Here is a 21,702-nt window from a genome sequence, read left to right on the forward strand (position 1 = left end):
TTGGATCATGAAAATCACCAATGAGATAGCGGCGACACGCAGTAATGGCGTGTAGATATCGACAAACGGGATGAACGCCTCGCCTACCCAAAGGCATCTGAAGATTTGTTGTTTCGCGAAGCCATTTCACCCAGGCTCGCCGTTTGCCTCGACGACGAACCCGGTGATTGGAATGGGTCACGTCGGCCACCGCGGCATGTGGGGGATCGTCGCGCTCGCGAAGAAGTATCCCGCGTGGCCTGCGATCACGCCCTGCGTCACGACCTCTATCGATACGGGCAGGTACGTGCCGTCCGATTGAACGGGCGCTCGCTGTCGGGCAGTTCGAGGGAACCGGGTTGCAAGTGGCGTGGATGGGTACGCAGCATACGCACGCGAGCCTCCGGTGGGCGCAGGCCGCGTCGCACGTCCGCGAGGCACTCGCGTCAGCGCGAAAGATGCGGCAATTATGGCGCTTTATTGGGCGACAGTCGCCGCGATTTCATCGTGTTCTGCGACGCGGCCAAACTGCATTAACACTGCCTTGAGTTCAAAAGCGCGTAGCCGCCACCTTGCCCCACAGCCGCGCCCACCGCCCTGCCTGCGCCTTTTCGGACGATGTTGAAGCAAGGATCAAACGTCCTACCGCCGCTGTTACGCGGCGCTGCGCATAGGCTTGGCGCTGATATTTACGTTTCATGGCAAAGTCCCCCATGACAGGTACAGGGCTTTCAAGGTGGTCTTTCGGCTAGGCATGGTCGACCGCCTTCCTCAGAAAACTCAGACAGTCGTATCTCACCCAGCACGTTCTTCAAGGCTCAGGCACGGGCGTCCACGATGCGTCGGGATCAAACTCGGTCAGCGGTTTGGCGGATGCGCCGCGATTCTTTTGATACACGACGCCGTTGTTGTTGACAATGAACGTCATCACGCCGCTCGCGCCATATTGCGCTGGGTATGCGGCCATCGCGAAGCCCGCCAGCATGCGCCCGTTGATGATGTAATTGAATGGTCCGCCCGGCGCGTGCTTGCCCTGCTTCGTAAGAATGCGGAAGTAGTACCCGTGATACGCGGCGCCGGGGTTCCGATCCTTGAAATAGTTCGCGCTCTCGGCGATCAATGGGCCGAACGGGCTCGGCTCCTCGCCCTTCGACTCGTTCGCGGGCCAATAGAGGCCGTCGCGCTTGCCCGGCGAACTGCCGAGCTTGCGCGCGTATTGCAGCACGCCGTCGCCCATGCGGTCGTGCGTCGCGTATTCGCGTTGCGCATCGAGATACGCGCGCAGCACCTTGCTCGCTTCGCGCTCGTTCGCGCCAATGCGCCTGTCCAGCACTTCCTGCTCGCCTTCTTCGGTGGCGAAGCGCCAAACTCCGTGCTCGCGCACGAGAGGAATCGGCATGGGCCACGCTTCGTCGCCGATACGCAGGATGCGGCGGTCCGGCGACATGTCCTCCAACGTGTGGTACGCGTTGAACTCAGCGAGCGCGTTGGCGCGTAGCTGGCGGTTCTCGGCTTCATCCGGTGTCACAACGAGTTGCTTATGCGCATTGCCGAAGATCGCGATGAGCGCGGCATCGTCGTTCGACCGCAGCGCCTGTTCGAGCGCAGTCACCGCTTCGTCGGGCGTGGCGAAGGTCTGCTGCTGATCGGTGGCAGCCACGCGCAGTGGGACGACTAGCATCGCGATGACGAGGCAAGTAACGAGTCGACGAGACCCTATGTTCATGACGTGTCTCCTATCGACGGCCCACGCGGCCGCCGCCTCCGCCAAATCCACCGCGCCCGCCGCCGGAAAAGCCGCCTCCCTGGAAATTGCGACCGCCCTGCCCGCCGGACATCGACTGACGGCTGGCGGCGCCGCGCGCGCCATCCGCTCGCGCGCCCTGGGCGGACCCATAGCCGCTGAACGCGTCGCCGCCGCCTCCCTGGAAGTTGCCGGCACCTTGCCCGCGTGGCGTTTGCGCGGCGCGCGCGGCGGCTCGATTGCCACCGCCGGCTTCGCCGAAGTTGCCGGCGCCGGCGCGCGACGGCGGATCACCGACACGCTGTGACGAGGCGCGCGTGCTAGTGCCCGACACCTGCCCGGGCTTCTTCTCTGAGCGCCACTGCGTCGAGCGCTGCGAGCCAGACGTCCCGTTCGCCGGACGGTTCGCCGCGCGATTGTTCAGCTCGTTCCTGATCTCGGTGCGGTTAACGTTGCTTTCGCGATTGATGTTGATCGTGTTATTGCCGCCCTCATAGTGCGACACGTAGTGTCCGCCATTCCACGCCGCTGTGATCGCAGCCCCCCAGATGAGGCCGGTCGCGAACGCCGCGCCCGGTGCATACGGATAGTAGTAGACGGGATAAGGCGCGGGCCAGTAGCTATAGACCGGCGTCGGGCTGCTGACGACGACCGTCGTCGGGTTGTACTGCGGCACGTAGATGACTTCGGGATTCGACGGCACGATCTTGATGACTTCCTTTTCGACCACCACCGTTTGCTTGTCATCCGTTTTGAGATTCCCGGCCGATTGCGTCTGACGTCGGAAACGCTGCACGGCCTGCAACACCGCACTCTGGTCCGCGACCACCGCTTCACCGAGCGCCACTGCCCAGTCGAGGTCGGTGCTCATTTTCTTCACGACTTCGGGGTAATTCAGCAGCGCCTTGATCGGATCCTGCCACGCTTCATTAACCGGCAGGTTCTTCTCGGTTTTTCTGCGCTCGAGAAATCGGTCCGCCTGCACGATTTCGACCGGATAAGTCGACGCCGGAAGAATGATCGCGACGAGATCATCAGGATAGAGCGCGATCGGACCGACGAGCCGATCAAGCGAAGCCGGATCCATTGCGAAGGTTTGCGCACCGCCTAGCGCCGGCGTCTGCTGAGCTGCGCTTTGCGCACCGCTTGTCGGCGGCGCCGCCACGACGGTTTGTCCGCCGATTTCCGGCGGCGCCGGAGCGACCGCGCACCCGCCTGCACAGAAGGCAGACGCGACGATAAGCCCGCTAAGGCACTCACGCATGTCTGGCACCACCAACTGGCATTTCCACATGTTCTGGACTCGATGGCACGTCGAACTTCAAGCGCCATGACGGGACCGCCTCCGTCGGCAACCGTCAAACCACCTCCGGCCTGAGCGCGAAAGCCGTCACTGTCCGCTCGTCCCATTGTGTGCCGCTGCAATCGCGGCATCGCGCTCCTTGGCGGCCTCCGCCTTCTTATGCTCGAAGACCTTCTTGGCCGCCGCAACTTTCTGGTTATATTTCTTATTGGCTGCAGCAACCTCCATTCTCATTTTGACGATCTCGTCGCTATGGGCGGGCTGGGCCGCTTGGTCGGTCTGCGTAGCAGTCTGCGCCCAGGCATTCGCCGCGAGCACGATCGACAACAGTCCTACAGTCGCTTTCAGACGATTCATGATAGCCCTCACTTTTCTTGTTTCAAAGCTTCAGAAGATGTCGCCAAGTGCGATTCAAGCTTTCTACGTCAACTGCACCTGGCTACTCTTTCGGCTAGGCACATCCATGGTTTGCAACTCCTCGGCATGACTGGTTATCCAGACGCATGCACATGGGCTACAAGCAATGAGCAACTCTTCATTCCTACCGTGAACGAGTCATAGTCTTGGACGGTACAATTGACGGGACAACGCCTGCAGGCCAAACATCTTGGCTACGAGTTTTTTAATTCCGCACATTCGCCGCGTGCATGAAAACCCGCTCCCGTTCAGCCGCTGCCAACACCCGCTTCTTGACAACAGACCGGCCCATGGACGCATATCCCATAACCGCCTCGAATTCACGCGGACGATGACGCTTAAATCTGTGAAAGAAGTCGTCCCCAGGCAGTCCGTTATCCAACGTCATCAGGCAACCATAGTCAAGCTCAGCGCAGTCGCTGAGCAGCGAAATGGCATCCTCGAGCACTCGATAACGCGTTGCCAGCGGCTCTTCGTCAACGAAAAGCGTGTGAAGTTTTTGATAGGGCACGAACCGCTGTTTTCTTGCAGCGCGCTGCAGAAGAACAGCGATGGCGTTGATTCGTTCGTTCTCGCGCATGCGACACCCCGAGAAGTCCACATCACTTGACAAATATTGGCAGCGAGGCGGCGACACCTCAAAGGAAGTGAAATACCTGCCGAATCGCTGCATTCTTTTCTAATATACCAGGCGCTTAACCATCGTCAAGATAAGGGCGCGGTGAACGAACGTGGAGCCCGGCTTTGGCGTGAAGCCGAGGACGGCAAACCGCGCTGCGCGAATAGCACCGGTGCGTGCCCATAAAGCATCGCGCTCAGCTCAATGCGCACGCGCGGGCAGCCAGATCGTCGTGTTGATGACCCAGCCTGTAGGCGGAATTCTCCCACATGAGCGGCCCCCCTCCCGACGCGAGAGGGTCCCGCCGACTCGAACGAATTTAGAACGGACCGCGCCAAAAAATCCCTGCTTTGATTCGGCCGAATGGCTGCTTGCGATTCCTTTGGGCTTACGACCTTTTCTTACGCGTCGCGCGTCTTTAGGTCAGTTGAAGTGCGTTGACGCTTCGGACAAACGTACCAACGTCAATCGATTGCCACCTCTCAGAGGAAATACATGCAATGCAAGCTTCAGATCAGTCTGGCAAGGTCATGAACATCCAGACCGTCGACCTCAGCGGTCAGCTTATTCGCGTCGGCATCAAACGAGGTACCTCCGCTTCGCCACCGCTTCTCATTTTCAACGGGATTGGGGCAAATCTTGAACTGCTAGAACCGTTTGTCGAGGCGCTCGGCGACGTTGAAGCCGTCATATTCGACATTCCGGGTGTAGGAGGCTCGCCAGCGCCGCGTCGTCCATATCGCTTTACGACGCTGTCGGTGTTGACCGACAAGTTGCTGACATCGCTTGGTTATGCTGGGCCGGTCGACGTTCTCGGGGTTTCCTGGGGAGGAGCGCTCGCGCAACAGTTCGCCTATCGCTTCCCATTGCGCTGCCGACGGCTGGTGCTGGCCGCCACTACGCCAGGCGTCGTTATGTTTCCAGCGCGACTGTCCGTGATGCTGAAGATGATGGGGCCCCGTCGGTATCGTGACCCTGCCTTCCTACTTAAGGCAGGAGCAGACCTGTATGGTGGAGCGTACCGAAAAAATCCTGAACTGCTCAAGGAGCATGCGCGCCACATTCGGGCTCCGCGCGGCCGTGGCTACGTGTACCAGTTGTTGGCGTTGTGGGGTTGGAGCAGCTTGCTATGGCTCAAACGCCTGCGTCAGCCCACACTGGTCATTCACGGGGACGACGATCCGATCGTCCCTCTGGCCAACGCAAAAATACTTGCTGGCCGCATTCGGTGCTCTACGCTTCATGTCATCGACGACGGGCATCTGTTCCTCGTCACGCAAACCGACAAGGTGGCGCGCCTGGTGCGCGACTTCCTGCGGCGCGAGCCGAACTGCTGAGCCTGATCCGTGCCGGACCGGATAGGGGAAGCCCAGCTCATCGCCACCAGTTCACGTCGGATTGGGACCGCGCGTATGCTTTAACCTGCAACAGCCAATGCTTTAGGCGGCTCGACACGCGAACCGACAGGTTCCAGGCCCGACGTCCGGACGCCATCCAGATGGCTAGCCAGGCTCGCTAAGTCCGCGCTCAGTTGAGGGAGCGCATAGTCAATGAACACACGCGTCTTGCGAGTGAGACACTGGCGCGCGGGAAAGACCATCGATAGGCTCTGACGTTCGTCGATCGAATAGTCCCGCAACAGGCGAACCAACGTGCCTTCATCGATGTCTGCCTGCACTATGCTTTGAGGCAACATTGAAAAGCCAATGCTGCTCAAGGTCGCTAGCCGGACCAACGATATGTCGTTGACTGAATAAACCGGCGAAAGATCGATTCGTTCGGTACTTCCAGCGTGGTGACGAAAATTCCACGCGTGGCGGTGATTTTCCTCTGGTAGCGCGACCAGCGGCAAGCTCTGCAAATTGATCGGCGCGAACGGCGAACCGTGTCGCCTGATGAAGGCAGGGGAAGCCACAGGGACGAGCGCGATCGCCCCAACGGTCCGCTCTATGAGCGTCGGGTGATTCCTTATGACCGTCACGATGCCCACATCGTAACCGTTCTCAACCAAATCGATATGGCAGTCAGTAAGCGCCAGACGCACGGTGACGTTCGGACATAGTTTGCGGTAGCCGTCGACAAGCCGAGTGAGAATGGCCGGCGATAGCGCGTTTGATGCTAGAACGCGCAGCGTCCCGCTCGGCTCCGTCTCAGTGTGCGTCACGGTCGACTCGAGATGATCGAGTTCCTCGAGAAGAGTACGGCATCCCTCGAGGTATTTCTTCCCGACTTCGGTGAGAGAGACGCTGCGCGTGGTGCGATTGATCAAGCGGGCTTTCAAATGCGCCTCGAGCAACACGACGGCGCGAGTAACGAGCGCATTCGATACATGAAGTTGTCGAGCCGCGCCTCGGAAGCTGGCCGTATCCGCTACGTGCACGAACACTCGCATTGCCTGGATCTGGTTCATCGTGTTGCTCCGATGCGACGTCGTCCGGTCCACCCTGCTTATGCAAGGTGTCGGCGGTCCCGTGCGAACCGAGCGCCGAGAAGAGACGTTCGTGTTCGCTTATTAATCAATAATCTCCACAAGACGATTTGTCATCCGGTTTTGTACCCAATTCGCCGATGCATGAAACAAGCATGCAGGTTTTACCTATGGCCGGTCTGCTTGCCACTAAAGATCGGACCGCCTGCATGCCGCGTGGGCACTGAGGATGACGAGGGGGTCGGCTAATAACCTTCAGCAACACTTTTACGACGCCGCGCGATAGTTGTTTATCCGCCGTTAGCGAGTTCGACGCATCCGATGGACCGGAGCGAATCCACGCCGCCGAGTAGAAAGAGCCAGACAGACGGGGATGATCGCGCCAGCACGGTCCGTGGAACGGTTTGTATCATCGATACGTTCAGAATGCGATCCGTGTAAAAGAGGCCCGCCAGTAGAGTCAATTCCAATGCGCTTGGCGTCCGACGATCGGTAGGCTACATTCGTCGGATCGAGGGGCGGCGAAGCGGCCAAGTTCCACGGTTGCCTCATCAGCCGTTCAACGTTCAATCAGGCTCCGTGCATGCGAAATCCGATATTCTCCTTCAGCGGGTCGAACATCGGCGCAGCGCTCATGCTTCTCCTGCTGATGGCGCCTGGCATTGCGCACGCGCAGGCGTCGCCGGACCGCGCCGTCGTCGGCGCGAACGTGAAGAGTTACGCGAACGCGGTGCTGGCGATCATGTCTTACACGGCGGTGCCGGACGTTACCACGAGTTCGCTCTCGATCCATAGCGGCGCAACGGGCAATCCGGGCTTCGGCCAGACCCAATTGGGCGGCGGCTTTACGCTCAGCAGGAAATTTCCACTCTATCTCGAAGGCACGGTTGCCTATAGCCGCTACGATCCAACCTTCATCGCCAGCGATGGGGGGCAGGAACGCCCGGTGCCCGCGAAATGGAACACGGCGAGCACGACCATCGGTGTCGGTTGGGATTTCCGCATCACCGATGAATTGGCTCTCAGGCCGATTTTCAACGCCATGATCGGCCGCGTCGCAAGCGATCTGCGCGTCGCGCAAACGGTTTTCAATCACCTCGCCAACGCCAATCTTCGGTTTCTCGAAGATGGCGCGCTCAATGCCTACGGTCTCGGCGGTTCGCTGATGCTCGATTGGGAGCACTATCGCGAACACTACGAGATCGATCTGGAAGTGCGCGCAACCGATATCTATTTGCGCAGCTTCGGTAGCTCGTCTGATGCGGTGCAGGGATCGGCGACCGCGCAGCAGTTCAGTTTGTGGGCGCGCTGGCGTGCGCCGACGGGCCTCTCCGCGCTCGACCGCCCCGTGCGGTACGTGCTCGAAACCGCGTACTCGCATTACTTCGGCGACAGCGCTGGCGTGCTCGGTTTCAACGATCTGACATCACTGGGCGTCGGTCTCGAACTCGACAGCAGCCGGTATCCGGTCATCATCACGCGCACGCGCGCGATGGTGCGCTACGTGTTCGGCCACAACGTGCACGGCGTGTCGTTCGGCTTCGCGGTGAGCTTCTAGCGAATCGCGGATGACGCGGATGACGTGCCATGCGTCAATCGAAACGCGAGCGGACCTGCTGGAAGGCTGTTGCCACCGACTCCGGTATGTTCGGATGCCGAGATTCGCATGAACCGGCTTGTTTTCGGCATCAACCCACAATGCATGTCGGGAGCTCAGCAATGAGACGGTCCTCGCGCTGAAGAAAACTTTCTGCTTCTTGCTCGAGAGGGTGCAAACGCTCTCCAGGCAATTGGGCCATTCAGCAACGGCTGGCTCCGCTGTCTCAAGCGTTGTCCCATGCTTCGCGTTTCCACCTGAAGCAAGGCAGTAAGCATGAGACGTTCGGGCGTCCTTGAGCAAGCTTATACACAGGGCTTTCCACATTTTCTGTGGACAAGTTCCGGCCTTCGACTACCGGTCCCAGACCGCGATTCACATGAGCGATGAACGTGTTGGTAGGAAGTGCCGGACCGTACATCACCTGGCCTCCTCGTCATCGGTGTAGTACCGCGCTGCGGCCTGAGCAACGCCGTCGCTCCGCGCGCAGGTAGGCGCTGGATTGAGGTGGTCTGCAACGACGTGTTGCCGGGGACTGGCTTGACGACGTCCGTCGGCATCTCCCCGTCACAGCCCGCCTGCTGAACCTACGCCGAACAGCATGCGCAGGCGTGTTCGCCAACTGCACCGGATTGTCGGTGCTGAAGTCGGGCAGCGCGGCCGTTTGCGTGGTCAAACGTTGCACGGCCATGGCATCAGCATCGCGCGCATCGACGGTGTACGGGGCGTCCTCGGCTTCGTCCCCGCTTGTCGTGCGAGCGAGCGTCGTGCCGCTTCAGCGCCGTGCGCGAGGCCCGCGGCGCCGACACCATCACCGTGCGCGAGACGCTCTCGCCTGCTCAATGGGCAGCGACACAAACTGTGCGCCGAATTTTTCATGTATGGGTCACGCAAATCCTTTCGCACGCCCGTACTTATCAAGTACAGGGCGCGGCGCGTACGAAGAAATGCTGTCCGCCTGGAAGATTTTCCCTTTCGATTATCATCTTGATAAATAAATTTAGACACGCTGCTCTAAATGTCATCTGCTGCTGCTATTCTCGATGACCACCACATTTTCGTAGGGGACTAGTATGGCAACGGGCACAGTTAAGTGGTTCAACGACGCGAAGGGATATGGCTTCATCACCTCTGATGACGGCGACGGCGACGTGTTTGCTCACTTCTCCGAGATTCGGGGGGAGGGTTATAAGTCGCTGGCCGATAATCAACGGGTGAACTTCGAAATCAAGCAAGGCCCCAAAGGCAAGCAGGCGGCAAACATCCAGCCGCTTTGAGCCAGCCGTGAAGCCGCTTGCTGCGACTACAGTAGATCGGCTTCCGGAGACTGAGCAGCGGTGCACGGGGCGTAGTTCGGGGCCCGTCGCAAAGGTGAACCTGAGAGATAATAAAAACATGACCCTACTTATGGGAAAAGTAACAAGCTTCACACCGAGGAGCCTTGACCTTGAGATCGAGCACCTTGAGCGCATTCTCGCCGGAGACGCGGCCCATTCCTTGTTCGGTCGAACCTATTGGCGCGCTCGTGTGGTGAAGGCTATTGCGACGCCGGGGCTCGTACCCTCACAGCGCGCGCGTCTCGAGCGGCTGCTATTCCGTTTGGGTGACCAAGAACGCGGCGTCGACTAAATGAACTGCGGCACGGGCATGCTTGCGTCGGTCCGCGGTTGACTTGGCTACGCCACCATTGACCTAAGCATGTCCGCGGGCACCGGGTGTGCCAAGGTCTTAACTCGGATTCAGATCGCAGTACCACGCCATCGCTCGCGGCCAGAGCCGATGTGCCCCGGCAGGAAATGCCGAATGTAAGGCACCCGAGGCCGAATAATCGCAGACTTCGATGGGAGCGCGTGAAGGGGAATGGGTTGGCACATCACGACATCCGAATGCTTTGCCAACACTCGAGCGTGCTACACCGAGAACACAGCGGGCTCGACGTCTTCAGCGACGGGTGGCCAAGGGCGGACCACTCGGATCGTCTTCTTTGATCGCGCCGTCGAAGTCTTGAGTCCAATCGCCGAATACGAACAACGCGCTCAAGCTCGCGGCACTGAGTACACCATGCGCTCGCGCCGGCCAACCGACGACAGTGAGTTCCTATATGTGGGCGCAGAGCTTTGCGCCGCGCGCTGGATGCCTTTTCGCACCGCAGGCCCGGAGTCGCCTCCGGTGCATCGTAATTTCCGGGGCGAGGTGTCAAAATTGTCTCGTCCTCCCCTCCGAGAACAACCGTGAAACTCCGCCGCCCCATTATCCTGCGGATTTACCGTGCCCCGAGCGGCCAGTGGGCTGGGACGCTGACCGCCGCCGATGGAAAGGAGGTTGGAAGAGTCAATGGATGCGCCAGTCCTTCAGAGGTCGAGCAAGCTGTAATGGCGGAGGGTTTCTTTCCTGACCATATCGAGATTGGAGATCCATGAACTTTCCCAGTCGTTAGCGACAGGGTAGCCGCAGAGAAGGCCACCGCTGCTAACGCCAGGGGTTCCACCGCGAATCCCCTTGCACGTCGGGCTGTTGGCGGACGGTCCGAACACCTACTGTTGGTCCGCGCCAGTGAGTAACGGTATAGACCGCACGGGATTGCTTTTTCATCGGCATTTCAAATGGACGGCTGCCGGACCTTCGTTTAGCCACCAGGGTCTCACGCTTAAGCGGCTTGCTGCGGAAGACTATTGGCCGAGTCAGCCGTTCCGATGCCTGAAGGGATCGGTATACAAAGAGATGATGATCATGCGAAACGACGAACTGTCTTTCGAGCGTGTGCGTAGGTTGTCAGATCAAGCGGAGAGCGTGCGCACCAAGTTTGTGGCAGTTCCCATTAAGGATCTGCGGACCATCCTCCAAATTTGCCAATCGGCTAAGGTGCAGCGAGTATGCTGTGACAGCGGCCTAGCTTACGGTCCTCGCTCAGCACAAAAAGACGGCCGAGCAGTAGGAACTATTGAAATGTCCGAGGCACCGAACGCCGCATCGGGCGCCGTGACACCGGCGTAGCAAGGGCGCGGCGTTACGCTCGGCTGCCATTTGAAGTAGAGATGTGCGCCTTCTCCACCGAAACTTCTTCGGTCAAGGAACCGTCCATCGCGCGTTTCAACTGTGCGTAAATTGAATTGAAGTAAGTTCAGACGCACGAAGAATTTTGGCTGTAGTTGAGACACTGAAAAAGCCGAGCCCGGCTTTATGATGCATCCCATCCCGTCCGAAGCCACGCTCATGGTAAGCCTGCGACAACAGCCCCAAATCAAATGGCTTCGTGTCTTCGGCACTTAAGAGTGAACGATGTTCCCACTCGGGACGACGTCTGGCTCCGGTTCTTCACGAGTGTAGACGAGTTCTTGGCGAGGAGCCTCCCGGAATATTTTGCTTAGCTACTCCATCGCCCCAACATTTTTTAAGTTTCTCACGCATCTGCATCTGTGAAGACCAGCCTACAATTTATTAAGAGCGGCAAGTACTGGGGAATTGCTATGCCTGCCACCGCTGAGGACGTATTAGAGCGACTGTCTTCTCGGAAGATTGATTTGCTCGATCTATATGTCGGATGGAATCGCCGGCACAAGATGAGATGCCGATTATGTAGCGGCGTCTTCCATGCGTCGCCAGCGACCATATTGCTCGAAAATCGAGATCGTCTCGGATGCAGACATTGCGCCGGGCGTGTCGATCGTCGCGTCACGCAAGGCTCCTCCAAAGCAGATGCCCGTGCGCCGCAAGACCGGCAAGCTGGAAATTACCGCAGAGTTGAGCAACTTCTCGAACGACGGCGAGTCGCGCGACTCAGCAACGACCCCGATTAGGAGACACGTCCGCCGCCTGAAGATCGCTGCCATCTCTCCTAGCTGGACTCGCCTACCGCACCCTGCGCTCGAGAACTTGGTCGCGCTACTGATGAATCGTGCGCAGGTTTCATTTGAAATCGTACGCCTCGTGGCGCGCAGTCATCGTCGATGTACGCGTCCGTTCGCCGGCCCGTGTCTCAGGAGCTCCCATAGGGCGGGACGGGTATTGAACTACCAGTGCGCGCTGCGGGAGGTGGCTAGGTGCATGGCAAAGCTGAGACATTAGGCCTTCGCGGATCGGCGGGCCTTCTTCTGGCCGACGTTAGGCAAGTTGATTGTCAACATCCCACCGCGTCCCTTGCCGGACGTGATGTTGCGTTGGTACAACCACGAGCATAAACACAGCGGCCTGAAATTCGTCACGCCGGCGCAGCGTCATAGCGGCGTCGCCGCTGCAGTGCTGGCACAAGTCTTGTACGCTCAAGCCAAGGCAAGCAATCCGCAGCGTTGGTCCCGCTCGACACGCAATTGGGAATTGAAGGATGAAGTCTGGCTCAATCCGGAGCGGATGCCGCCGGTCGAATTAAAGCAGTGCGCGTGAAGTGACACGACAACTATGTTGACAAACACCGGCATGGTCGTTCTTATTTTCTTACGTTCTGCTGCAAGTGCGCGTCTCAAATGACCGCGTTGAGGCAAGGCGCTCACTTTATCGGAGATTTTGACGATTTCGATCAGCTCTTGAAATCCTTACACCGACATGGCCGGCTGCAGGGTAACGGGCGTGCCTAGCGTGAGGACCCGCGAAGGGAACTGCGCCCCCGCGACGTCGCCGGACGGGCGCTCGTCTGATTACCCTCGATCACGTGCGACTCGCACACGGTCGACACAGCGGATTTGAAAACCGTTTGCAGGCCGTTGGGCGACTGCAGCGCCAGGACGTATTTATCGAAAGCCACTAATTGACCTGTCAGTTTAATGCCGCTGACGAGAAACACCCAGACGACCTTCCGATCGTGCACGAAGGCTTTCAGGAAATCAGTTTGAATGTCGTGCTCATGGGTGAACATGATGGCGCATCCCTATTTTTCTTCGAAATGCATCTCTACGGTCCGTTCGCGGAAGACGATACGACTTATTTCTCGTCCTCGGCATAGTAGCGCGCCGCAGCCTCAAGCATGCGCCGACGCTCTGCCCGCACGTAAATGGACGTTGTCTGCAACGACGCGTGACCCAAAATCGCCTGCACGACATCCGTCGGCATGTCCCGCGCCACTGCTCGCGTGCCGAAGGTGTGCCGAAAAGCATGCGCTGACGTATTCGCCAACTGCACGAGGTCTCCCGTGCTGAAGTTCGCCAGCGGCGCACTGTCCTTCGCCAGACGTTGCACCGCCATGCGCACAAGCCGTCCCAACGCATCGACGGTGTAAGGGGCCTCGTTAGCCTCGGCATCGTGACGTTCGAGCGCGGCGCGCGTTGCCGGAATCCACTGTGGCGCAATCAGCGGCCCGTGCGCTTGGGGAGCGTCGAAGTCGTGTCCGCGGTCTTGCCAATGCACGCGCAATGCGGCGACCGTCGCGCCGCTCACCGGCACCGTACGCTGCTTGCGGCGCTTGCCAATGATGCTTAAGGTCCACACGGCCGACTTGGTTCGGCCGGGATCAGCCGGGCTCGGTGGCGGCGTTCGCGGCGGCGTTTGCGTTGTCAATGCGGACGACGCAGTACGCGACGCTCGGCTTGACGCTCGGCGATCCTCGGGCACCTCGGCAATGCGCAGATCTTCGCGACGCGCGAGCGCCGCTTCTGCCCGCCGCAGCCCGGAATCGCCCATCAGCAAAATTGCCGCGCGTGCGGCGCGCCACTGCCGGCGCTCGTCGTCGGCTTCCAGATCGGTCGCACCGAATCTGTCGCAATGCGCGTCAAGTGCGTGGCGCACCTGCACCCATAGTTCAGCCGGTAATGCACGATGCACCTGAACGGACAATTCGCGCGTCACCGTCGCCGGTTCGTGAACGGCGCTCCACGGGTTGGCCGCCAGATAGCGCACCTCGACCAGCCACGCGAAGGCGGCCCGCAGCACGCGCACCGCGTACGCCTGACTGTCGGCCGACAGTCCTTCGGGCGCGAACGGTCGCCAGCGGCCACTGGTGCGCGATCGCTTCGGTCCGGTGAACGACGCCAGCGGCGCCTGCAAAAAATCCTTGTACGCCTCGCAGTCCTCGACCGTGAGCGAAGATAGCGCTTTGTCTCGGATCACCACGCTCCAGAGGATCAGTCGCTCGAGCTCGCGGGTGTAGGCGCGCAAGGTCGTCGGCCTGTCCCGGTAGCGGTGCAGGTACGCGTGGACGGCGGCGAGATCATGCTCAGCGCGAATGAACGCAAAGGCCGATGCACGGTTGAGCCCGCGGTAGTTTCCATTTCCGCCGGACAATTCCGCTGGCACGGCGAGGTGCTCAAAGGGCGCCAGCCTCGGTTCGCCCGGGTCGCCGCCGATCACGAGCACGCGGTCACGCATCTCTCCTTTGTGCTCTCCGGCTTCCGCAGGCACCAAGGAAGCCGTGTCGACGTCGGCGGCAACGCCCACGCCGAGCGTCGCTTCATGCCGGCGCAGCCACGCCACGATCGTTCGCGCACGCAAGGCGCCGATGCGCGGCACTGCGCGCCACCAGCTGCCGCCGCGCGCATTGCAATAGTCGATCAATGCGCCGAGCGTGCCGATGCCCTCCCCGTTCAGCCGTTGCGCGATCAACGGCCGGAACCACAAATGCACCGGATGCGTCACGAGCGGGACGGCCGCCGCCAGCGTCGACGCCTGCTCGACCATACGCAAGGTCATGGCGGTGAGCTTCGCGCTGCCGTGCTGTTTGATCGACGCCTTCAGGTGATCCGCCAGGACCGACGAGCCATGCAGCAACGCGAGATGCACGAGGTCATCACGCATCGTGCCCAAATACCGCTCCATCGCATCGGCACTGGCCGCATGCGGCGAACGCTCGGGATCGTAATAGAGCCGCGCGATGGTGGCCGCCGGCAGGCGCTGCACGAAGGCGCGCAAGGCGGTGAAGTCGGTGCGCGTGTAGGTGCGCGGCGGCGGCAGGGTCAGCTGTTGCGGTTGGTTGGCCATCGCGATGCGCTCTCGTCTTTAGTCAAGGGAAGCGAGTGACTTCCAACACTGTCCGATACGGTGAGGCTTTTCAGGGGACGACGGTGAGCTTATTCGGGCGACGGGCCCGATCCAGTCACGAACAACCGTTGATCCCACACGACCGGTTGCGGCGCCGACACCACCAGGCGCGCCGCATCCGGATGGGCCGGATTGACCACGGCATTGCATTCCGCCCGCGCGACCACCGACGGCACAATCAGGATGGCCGTCCTTGCCTCCTCAATCCACCGGTCGCCGAAGCGCCGCGCGGGCTGCGCATCCGGTGCATCCCAGCCTACTGGCAAGTCCTCGAGGTTCGCGCGCTCGATCGCCACGTCTTCCGGCACCTGCGCTTCAACCCACACGTGATGCTTCGGCACCTTGCCGATCCGCGCGTGGACCAGCACCTCAAGCATGGCGCCGGCGAAATTGAGCGCCCCGTAGATGACCGGGCGGCCGGGACTGTTGAAGCGCCCCCCGACCAGCATCGCGCCGGTGCCGCTCCACACCGGATGGCGCCGGTCCGCAATTCGAAAGATCCGCATCAGACCCGCAACCCAACTTCATCCGCACCCTCAACCCCATCTATATAGAGCGTCATGCCGGCAGCCCATAAAACAGTTTCCACAAGAGCTCTTCGACGCGCCGCGCGCCGAGTTCGGTGAGCGCAACTTCAACTGGCGTGCGCCCTTCGAGCAGCGGATGCGCGGTGTTCAGAAATTCCCGGGCATCGCTCTCGTCGTCCCACACATAACGGGCGGTCGCGACGATCCGCGCGAGCCGCTCGGTCTTCTCCGACTCGTCGGGACTCAGCTTGTCGCGGCGCCGTTTAAAAGTCGCCTCCGGCACGATGCGCGCGAGCAGCGCGCGGCGTTCTTCGGCGCTGCGCGTCGCGTGCTCGACGCCTTCCTTCAATGCCGACTTCGGCAAGCCCTCGCGCACTTGCGCGTCGAGCTCGGCGACCGAATGCGGGATGCGCGTGAGCGCCATCACCGCGGCGATCTGTTGGGGCGACACCAGCAGCATGAGACACCTCTGGGATAGGTTAGGGATTAATTCTGGCTCATTTTGAACCTTCATGATAGACCAAATGATACCCATACCCTATCCGGGAGAGAGGTAACGCAAAGTAGGAGCCATTTTAGCTATTAAATCATTCACTGCTAATAAGAATTAGCAGACAAGGCGGCTTTCGCTACTCGCGTTGTTCTGGCCTTCGGCGGGCGACTTTTCGGGCCTCTACCCTTCCCTTCGCCCGAGCCACCAGCTGATAAGACATCATTATCAGGCTTGAAATGCGCGCGCATCTGCATCTGTTTGCTCTCAAATCCGCGGCGCATCTACACTGAAACGACGATTCTGTATGGGGCAGGAAGCGGCCAAACTTGCGAGGACGCCTTTTCCCAAGCGCGAGCGGACAAATGTGATGAGCGAACTCTTTCCCGATCGGCGCGACCGTCTGTTTGGCCGCATGGCGGACATTCACCACCTCACCGACCGCGCCCGCCAACCCGGCCTTACGGCGGTCGTTGCCCGACCGTTAATGGGCAAGACCTGGACGCTGACCGAAGTCGCGCGCCTGCTTGAGGAAGAAGGCCGGTTCCTGGTCGGTTATCACGAGTCGAAAGGCTCCGAGACCAGCCATCTGCTCTATGCGGTATCGAACTTGTATGCGCGCTGGCTGGCAGACAGCTCCATGCGGGAGCAAGCGATCAGTCTATGGGAGCGCCACAAAGACCATCTCGTCCCCCGCATCGGCCAGATGGTGGGCGTCCTGTTTGAAAAGCTCGCCGGCAAACAGATGCCTGTCGCGGGCGTGGTCCGGGCGGCTTTCGATGGCTTGGCCGAAGGCCAGAAGGACTTGTTGAGCGGCGGACTTCAGCTCACCCCGCTTCCCTATGACCAGGCACTCTCACTGACCGAGTTGGTCGCGAAAATCAGCCAGCGTCGTATCGTGCTGATGCTCGACGCCTGGGAAAAAACGCCTTCGCTCCGGCCGGAGTTCACCACACTGGAAACGTTTCTGAAGCACCGTGAGGACTGGCCGCATACGCACATCGTTCTGGCAGTGCGAAATCCCGAGCTCGATTCCACGAAACTCAATGATGAGGGCTATCAACGAGCGAGCGATCTGTGTCGTATCAACGGCGCCGCGCAGCGTTACGAGCTCACGCCGATCAAACCGGACGAGCCGAAAGAACGCGAGCGACTCATCCGCTTCATCAAAACAGCGATTCCAGCGGCTGAGCATGAGCCTGAGCAACGCCTTCTCGACCTAATCGACGGCTATCCGGGGGTCCTGGACTTCTGGACGAACGAAGCCAATCGCGCGGTGATTCATACCCTGGAAGACCTTCGAAAACTAGCGCATGACGCTCAGGCGCTTCGCTACCTGGAACTGGAGCACCTGCTGGCTGGATTGCTGGACGAGCCAAGCCGAACGCTCGCCGCCCGGTTGGCGTTTTTCCCGCGGCTGGATCGCGAAAAGTGGGGGATTTTTCACGATCTACTACTGAAGGATCAATCCGAAGCCGTCGTGGACGTCTTGGTTGACGCCGCCGTGCTAAGCGACGAATGTTTTCCGACGTACGGCCACGACACTCGGCATGCCGCAGCACGATCATGGTTTATCAAACACAAGCGTCCCCTCATTCGACGCGTTGCCGAGCAACTCATCGAAGCGGTGGCGTCCCGTATCAAGGCGATCGGGCCTTCTGATCGACCATTCTTTGAGGCACTCGTGGGATGTTCAGATACTGCGCGTCAGGTAGGAACCAGCCCAGAAATATACTGTTTGACGGACGCGTCACGGACAGCATTCCGTGACGTCGAAGGCGTCTCACATAGCGAATTTGACACCGCATATCCGAGTGCAATTAGAAGAAACGCTTCAGTTGCGCCACTTATAACTAGTTCCCTGCTAAATCGTGGCATCAAGAAGGGTGAGAGAGGCGACACCGACGGCGAGGTCGCCGACTACACCACCGTCATCACCCTGCCCGAGGCGCCCGCCGAGCAGGTCGCGCGAGCGCTCATCAACCGCGGCATCAGAAAGGGCCAGCAGGGCGACACCGACGGCGAGGTCGCCGACTACACCACCGTCATCACCCTGCCCGAGGCGCCCGCCGAGCAGGTCGCGCGAGCGCTCATCAACCGCGGCTTCAGGAAGGGCCAGCAGGGCGACCCCGACGGCGAGGTCGCCGACTACACCACCGTCATCACCCTGCCCGAGGCGCCCGCCGAGCAGGTCGCGCAAGCGCTCGTCAACCGCGGCATCACGAAGGGCCAGCAGGGCGACGCCGATGGTGCGATCGCCGACTACACCACCGTCATCACCCTGCCCGAGGCGCCCGCCGAGCAGGTCGCGCGAGCGCTCGTCAACCGCGGCATCACGAAGGGCCAGGGCGACACCGACGGCGCGATCGCCGACTACACCACCGTCATCATCCTGCCCGAGGCGCCCGCCGAGCAGGTCGCGCGAGCGCTCATCAACCGCGGCTTCAGGAAGGGCCAGCAGGGCGACCCCGACGGCGAGGTCGCCGACTACACCACCGTCATCACCCTGCCCGAGGCGCCCGCCGAGCAGGTCGCGAAAGCGCTCGTCAATCGCGGCATCACGAAGGGCCAGCAGGGCGACCCCTACGGCGCGATCGCCGACTACGCCGCCGCCATCGCATTACCCGAAGCACCTCCCGACGTAATTGAAGTTGCCAGACGCAACTTGGCAGACCTGGAGACACGACCGCGGTCCTAGCAAGGCCGATAAACAAAGCTTACAAGCGTTATCAGGCTTGACGGCCGGCGCCGGTCCGCGACCGGTCTGGCGTACCAGCGCCCCGGTGGCGCTGCCGTCGGCGCTGCCCGCGTCCTACAATGTGGGGGAAGCGGCCCTCGCAACCACGTCCGCCGGCCCCCGCCATGACCCGCGATGACACCCGCCTGCTGTGGATCTACGTCCAGCCGGACGGCCTCTGGGCCGGCCATTACGTCGACCGGTACGGCGCGCTCGACCTCGTGCGCGACTGCCCTCCCCCGCGGCGGTCCAAGCCGCGGTGGTCGACGGCCTCGGCCTGCACCCCACCCGGATTGACCTCGAGTCGCCGAGCCCGGCCCGGCCGACCCCGCGCCGCGGCGCCGCGCCCCTGACGCTCGCGTACGAACGGCGGATGCTGGCCAAGGCGGACCGCGACCTCGGTGCAGCGCAGGCGCGCATCCACGCGCAGCAAGCCCGTCTGGCAACGCTCGCGCCGGAGACCCCCGAGGCCGCGCAAGGGCGGACCTTGTTGGGCGTGTTTAGCGAAACGCTGCAGGCCATGGTGGCGTACCGCCAGCGCATCCTGGAGCAGATCGAACGCCTCAGCCGGCGAGACCACTCCGGCGATCCATCCGCGAACGACTCATAGGCGCCCGTGAGAGGGCTGATCAGGCTCCCAGCGTGCCGGCGATCTTTCAGCCTTGCCCATCGCCCGATCCGGTCGCCGCGTGTGTTGAGCTGCGATGGCCCCGCTGATCGGTAATAACTATCTACATAATTAATAGTACGGTCGTGTGTGGCATCCACGCCACCCCAAAACCGGGATCGGCTCGCTACTATGGCCAGCGAACCCGAGGGCCGACGCAACGAAGAGCAGCAAGGCAACCAATGCCGCCGGCGAGGTTCGCTAGTCTTAGAGCAGGAACTGCCAACTAGCCGTGACCCGCTGCGGCGGGTCTTTTTTCTCTGGGCTTGAATGCGCCGGTCGAAACGCCAGCGAGGGGTGCTGGACATTATCAGGCTTGGTGATGAAACGCACTATGGCCGAGTTCCGCCGGTTGGTGCCGCGCAAGCGGGCCCTCCGCTCCCAATGACCTACTCTTTCCCTAGCGTTTTCTGACGATGCCACGGTAGACGCACCGTCCGCCGCGGCGGGTATCGTCTTACGCCGACTTGATGTTGGCGGCTGCTGCCCTTCGGGCCCATCTTTTCGTCGTAGTCACCTTCTGCCCTTCCGCGAGCGACTTGAAGCCGTTCGTCTGGATTTCAGAGAAGTGCGCGAACAAATCCTCACCGCCCGCACCCGGCGTGATGAAACCAAAACCCTTTTGCATCGTTGAACCACTTGACTTACCGGTTGCCATGTTTGTTTTTAACTTGAGTGGTGTGAGACGGCGCCACGCTCGTTGACGCCTGGCGCTATCTTTGGTCCGATATGAGGCAATCAGTCAAAACGAAGGTGCTATCGAACGCGTTGGCGGTACCCACGCCGCTGACCAAGCCTGATAGATACCGCCTTTATTCCTTAGCAGGCTCGAGGGGGACGGCCGGATCGACCGCAACAGCGACGCAAAAGCCTAGAAGCGGGGATCTGAGCCGCGTCTTGGGCTGCGGCATCAGCCATTTTCCGCGGTACCCTCGGGGGCGCGGAGCGTTTCCGCTCGATGTCCACCAGCATGAGTTGGTGCTGCTTGGAAAGCACGTCGAGACAGGCGCGAAAGACTTCCGCCGTTTCAAGCAACTTGCTGCGGCCGACTAACTTTCCGTCGGCGGGCAGACGCGCCAGCGCCAATTCCAGACGCGTCAGGGCGAGCTCCACCGCAGCGATCGTGGCTTCGATTTCGCCCAGCAAAGTCAGACACTCTTCGAGTGTTCGCCGCGGTATCACTTCGCGTCCTCCAAAGTGGAACGCAACCCTTTCGCACAGCAGTGTAGGCCGCCACAGAGGGGTTGAGGCAGGACCGGTCAGCGCCGCTGCAGCCGGGCTATTTTTCCGCATAGGAGACAAATGCCCCTTGGCCAGTGAGGCCTGGTAAGGCCTGCCTTTAATGCTCAGGCTGACGACACGGATGTGCATGGCCCCCGGGGCCTGAGATCCGCGCTCCTCCGCTGCGTTCTCCTCCCGTTGCGGCCTGCCGAATGCTTCGCAATACGTCGAGCGCCGGACCCCTTCGCGCGGCGCGCGTTCAACGGAGGACGCAATGACCCATGATTCCCACAGCACGCTCTGGGTGCATTTGCAGACGAATGGTGCGTGGGGTGGCCGCTACACGGACGCGCACGGCACGTTCAACGTTGCCACCGACTGTGGTTCGCCTGAAGCGGTCGAGGCGTCCGTCGCCGCGTTGGGCATTCAACCCGAGCACGTCGAAGTGGGACGCCTCAGCCTGGCCTATGAGTGCCGGACGTTGGAAAAGGCCGATCACGATATCGCGGCGGCACGTGAGCGGATCCACGAGCAGGAATGCAGCGTGGCCCTGCTCGAGCGCGACGGGCACGACGCCACGCAGGCACAGCAGGTATTGCGGGTTTTCAATGAAGCCTTGCGGGCTATGGTGGATCACCGCCAAGTGATCGTTGAGCAAATCGATCGCATGGGAGCTCGCGACCAAGCTGCGCCGGCACACGCATGAATGAAGCGCGGCTCGCGGTGCTGTCGCACCGCACCGTAGCGAATCAACCCAACAAACCTGAATTCGGTACGGGCAACCATACTCGAGCAGGATCTCGCCTGTGGTCAGCCGCTCCGTAGGAGAGCGGCGGATTCGGTCAAGATCCTTGAGCGTGAGTCTTCCCTCTCGAAAAAGCACGGCGAGACAGTCTCGAAAGGCCGCTGCTAATGCGAGCAACGTACTGTGCCGGACATTTTCTCGTCGGCCGCCAACCGGGCTATGGCGAATTCCACACGCGTGAGGGTGAGATCCATTGCATGGAGAA

17 protein-coding genes and 2 pseudogenes are annotated in these 21,702 nt (G+C 60.9%); 8 read left to right on the top strand and 11 right to left on the bottom strand.

The features are described from left to right. Positions 1 to 172: 172 nt before the first annotated feature. Entirely contained in the window at positions 173 to 301 is a 129-nt protein-coding gene (locus AC1Z32_RS40720; RefSeq protein WP_483484527.1) for a hypothetical protein, read from the top strand. A 489-nt stretch (positions 302 to 790) separates the two neighbouring features. Here AC1Z32_RS40720 and AC1Z32_RS40725 read toward each other — a convergent pair whose 3' ends face one another. From AC1Z32_RS40725 to AC1Z32_RS40740, 4 genes are all read right to left on the bottom strand, one after another. Next, positions 791 to 1,705, bottom strand: coding sequence for a DUF2950 domain-containing protein (locus AC1Z32_RS40725; RefSeq protein ID WP_483484528.1), 915 nt, complete (start codon positions 1,703 to 1,705; stop codon positions 791 to 793). 10 nt (positions 1,706 to 1,715) lie between these two features. Continuing rightward, positions 1,716 to 2,810, bottom strand: coding sequence for a DUF3300 domain-containing protein (locus tag AC1Z32_RS40730; RefSeq protein ID WP_483484529.1), 1,095 nt, complete (start codon positions 2,808 to 2,810; stop codon positions 1,716 to 1,718). Between the two features lie 303 nt (positions 2,811 to 3,113). Beyond that, on the bottom strand, positions 3,114 to 3,383 hold the full coding sequence (locus AC1Z32_RS40735; RefSeq protein WP_483484530.1) for a hypothetical protein: 270 nt from the start codon (positions 3,381 to 3,383) through the stop codon (positions 3,114 to 3,116). Between the two features lie 265 nt (positions 3,384 to 3,648). Further along, positions 3,649 to 4,023: a hypothetical protein gene (locus AC1Z32_RS40740; RefSeq protein ID WP_483484531.1), complete on the bottom strand. Its 375-nt coding sequence runs from the start codon at positions 4,021 to 4,023 to the stop codon at positions 3,649 to 3,651. Between the two features lie 539 nt (positions 4,024 to 4,562). Here AC1Z32_RS40740 and phaZ point away from each other — a divergent pair. Further along, a complete protein-coding gene (gene phaZ, locus AC1Z32_RS40745) occupies positions 4,563 to 5,399 on the top strand; it encodes a poly(3-hydroxyalkanoate) depolymerase (RefSeq protein WP_483484532.1) in 837 nt (278 codons plus the stop codon). Positions 5,400 to 5,479: 80 nt separating this feature from the next. Here phaZ and AC1Z32_RS40750 read toward each other — a convergent pair whose 3' ends face one another. Then, on the bottom strand, positions 5,480 to 6,472 hold the full coding sequence (locus tag AC1Z32_RS40750; RefSeq protein WP_483484533.1) for a LysR family transcriptional regulator: 993 nt from the start codon (positions 6,470 to 6,472) through the stop codon (positions 5,480 to 5,482). Positions 6,473 to 7,073: 601 nt separating this feature from the next. On the opposite strand from AC1Z32_RS40750, the gene AC1Z32_RS40755 reads away from it, so the two are divergent. Together AC1Z32_RS40755 and AC1Z32_RS40760 are read left to right on the top strand one after the other, a co-directional pair. Beyond that, a complete protein-coding gene (locus AC1Z32_RS40755) occupies positions 7,074 to 8,048 on the top strand; it encodes a hypothetical protein (protein ID WP_483484534.1) in 975 nt (324 codons plus the stop codon). A 1,112-nt stretch (positions 8,049 to 9,160) separates the two neighbouring features. After that, complete coding sequence (locus AC1Z32_RS40760; RefSeq protein ID WP_483484535.1) at positions 9,161 to 9,364, top strand: cold-shock protein; 204 nt, start codon at positions 9,161 to 9,163, stop codon at positions 9,362 to 9,364. A 2,295-nt stretch (positions 9,365 to 11,659) separates the two neighbouring features. On the opposite strand, the gene AC1Z32_RS40765 is transcribed toward AC1Z32_RS40760, so the two are convergent. Continuing rightward, complete coding sequence (locus AC1Z32_RS40765) at positions 11,660 to 11,917, bottom strand: hypothetical protein (protein ID WP_483484536.1); 258 nt, start codon at positions 11,915 to 11,917, stop codon at positions 11,660 to 11,662. A 322-nt stretch (positions 11,918 to 12,239) separates the two neighbouring features. On the opposite strand from AC1Z32_RS40765, the pseudogene AC1Z32_RS40770 reads away from it, so the two are divergent. Then, positions 12,240 to 12,467, top strand: a pseudogene (locus tag AC1Z32_RS40770) (IS3-like element ISGur5 family transposase); the annotation flags it as partial. A gap of 187 nt (positions 12,468 to 12,654) precedes the next feature. Here AC1Z32_RS40770 and AC1Z32_RS40775 read toward each other — a convergent pair. The 4 genes from AC1Z32_RS40775 to AC1Z32_RS40790 all read right to left on the bottom strand — a co-directional run bounded on the left by AC1Z32_RS40775 (position 12,655) and on the right by AC1Z32_RS40790 (position 16,037). Beyond that, on the bottom strand, positions 12,655 to 12,936 hold the full coding sequence (locus AC1Z32_RS40775; protein WP_483484537.1) for an RNA chaperone Hfq: 282 nt from the start codon (positions 12,934 to 12,936) through the stop codon (positions 12,655 to 12,657). A gap of 65 nt (positions 12,937 to 13,001) precedes the next feature. Next, complete coding sequence (locus AC1Z32_RS40780) at positions 13,002 to 14,990, bottom strand: phage integrase family protein (RefSeq protein ID WP_483484538.1); 1,989 nt, start codon at positions 14,988 to 14,990, stop codon at positions 13,002 to 13,004. A gap of 89 nt (positions 14,991 to 15,079) precedes the next feature. Then, positions 15,080 to 15,556, bottom strand: coding sequence for an RES family NAD+ phosphorylase (locus tag AC1Z32_RS40785; protein WP_483484539.1), 477 nt, complete (start codon positions 15,554 to 15,556; stop codon positions 15,080 to 15,082). A gap of 52 nt (positions 15,557 to 15,608) precedes the next feature. Further along, positions 15,609 to 16,037, bottom strand: coding sequence for an antitoxin Xre/MbcA/ParS toxin-binding domain-containing protein (locus tag AC1Z32_RS40790; protein WP_483484540.1), 429 nt, complete (start codon positions 16,035 to 16,037; stop codon positions 15,609 to 15,611). A gap of 400 nt (positions 16,038 to 16,437) precedes the next feature. On the opposite strand from AC1Z32_RS40790, the gene AC1Z32_RS40795 reads away from it, so the two are divergent. Together AC1Z32_RS40795 and AC1Z32_RS40800 are read left to right on the top strand one after the other, a co-directional pair. Next, positions 16,438 to 18,765: a tetratricopeptide repeat protein gene (locus AC1Z32_RS40795; protein WP_483484541.1), complete on the top strand. Its 2,328-nt coding sequence runs from the start codon at positions 16,438 to 16,440 to the stop codon at positions 18,763 to 18,765. A 298-nt stretch (positions 18,766 to 19,063) separates the two neighbouring features. After that, entirely contained in the window at positions 19,064 to 19,414 is a 351-nt protein-coding gene (locus AC1Z32_RS40800) for a hypothetical protein (RefSeq protein WP_483484542.1), read from the top strand. A 514-nt stretch (positions 19,415 to 19,928) separates the two neighbouring features. Here AC1Z32_RS40800 and AC1Z32_RS40805 read toward each other — a convergent pair. After that, positions 19,929 to 20,129, bottom strand: a pseudogene (locus AC1Z32_RS40805) (cold-shock protein). Between the two features lie 837 nt (positions 20,130 to 20,966). Here AC1Z32_RS40805 and AC1Z32_RS40810 point away from each other — a divergent pair. Continuing rightward, the gene (locus AC1Z32_RS40810; protein WP_483484543.1) at positions 20,967 to 21,398 is read left to right on the top strand and encodes a hypothetical protein; all 432 of its coding nucleotides are present in this window, start codon (positions 20,967 to 20,969) and stop codon (positions 21,396 to 21,398) included. Positions 21,399 to 21,702: the final 304 nt, after the last annotated feature.

This window comes from Caballeronia sp. 11_S32 (assembly GCF_056930355.1).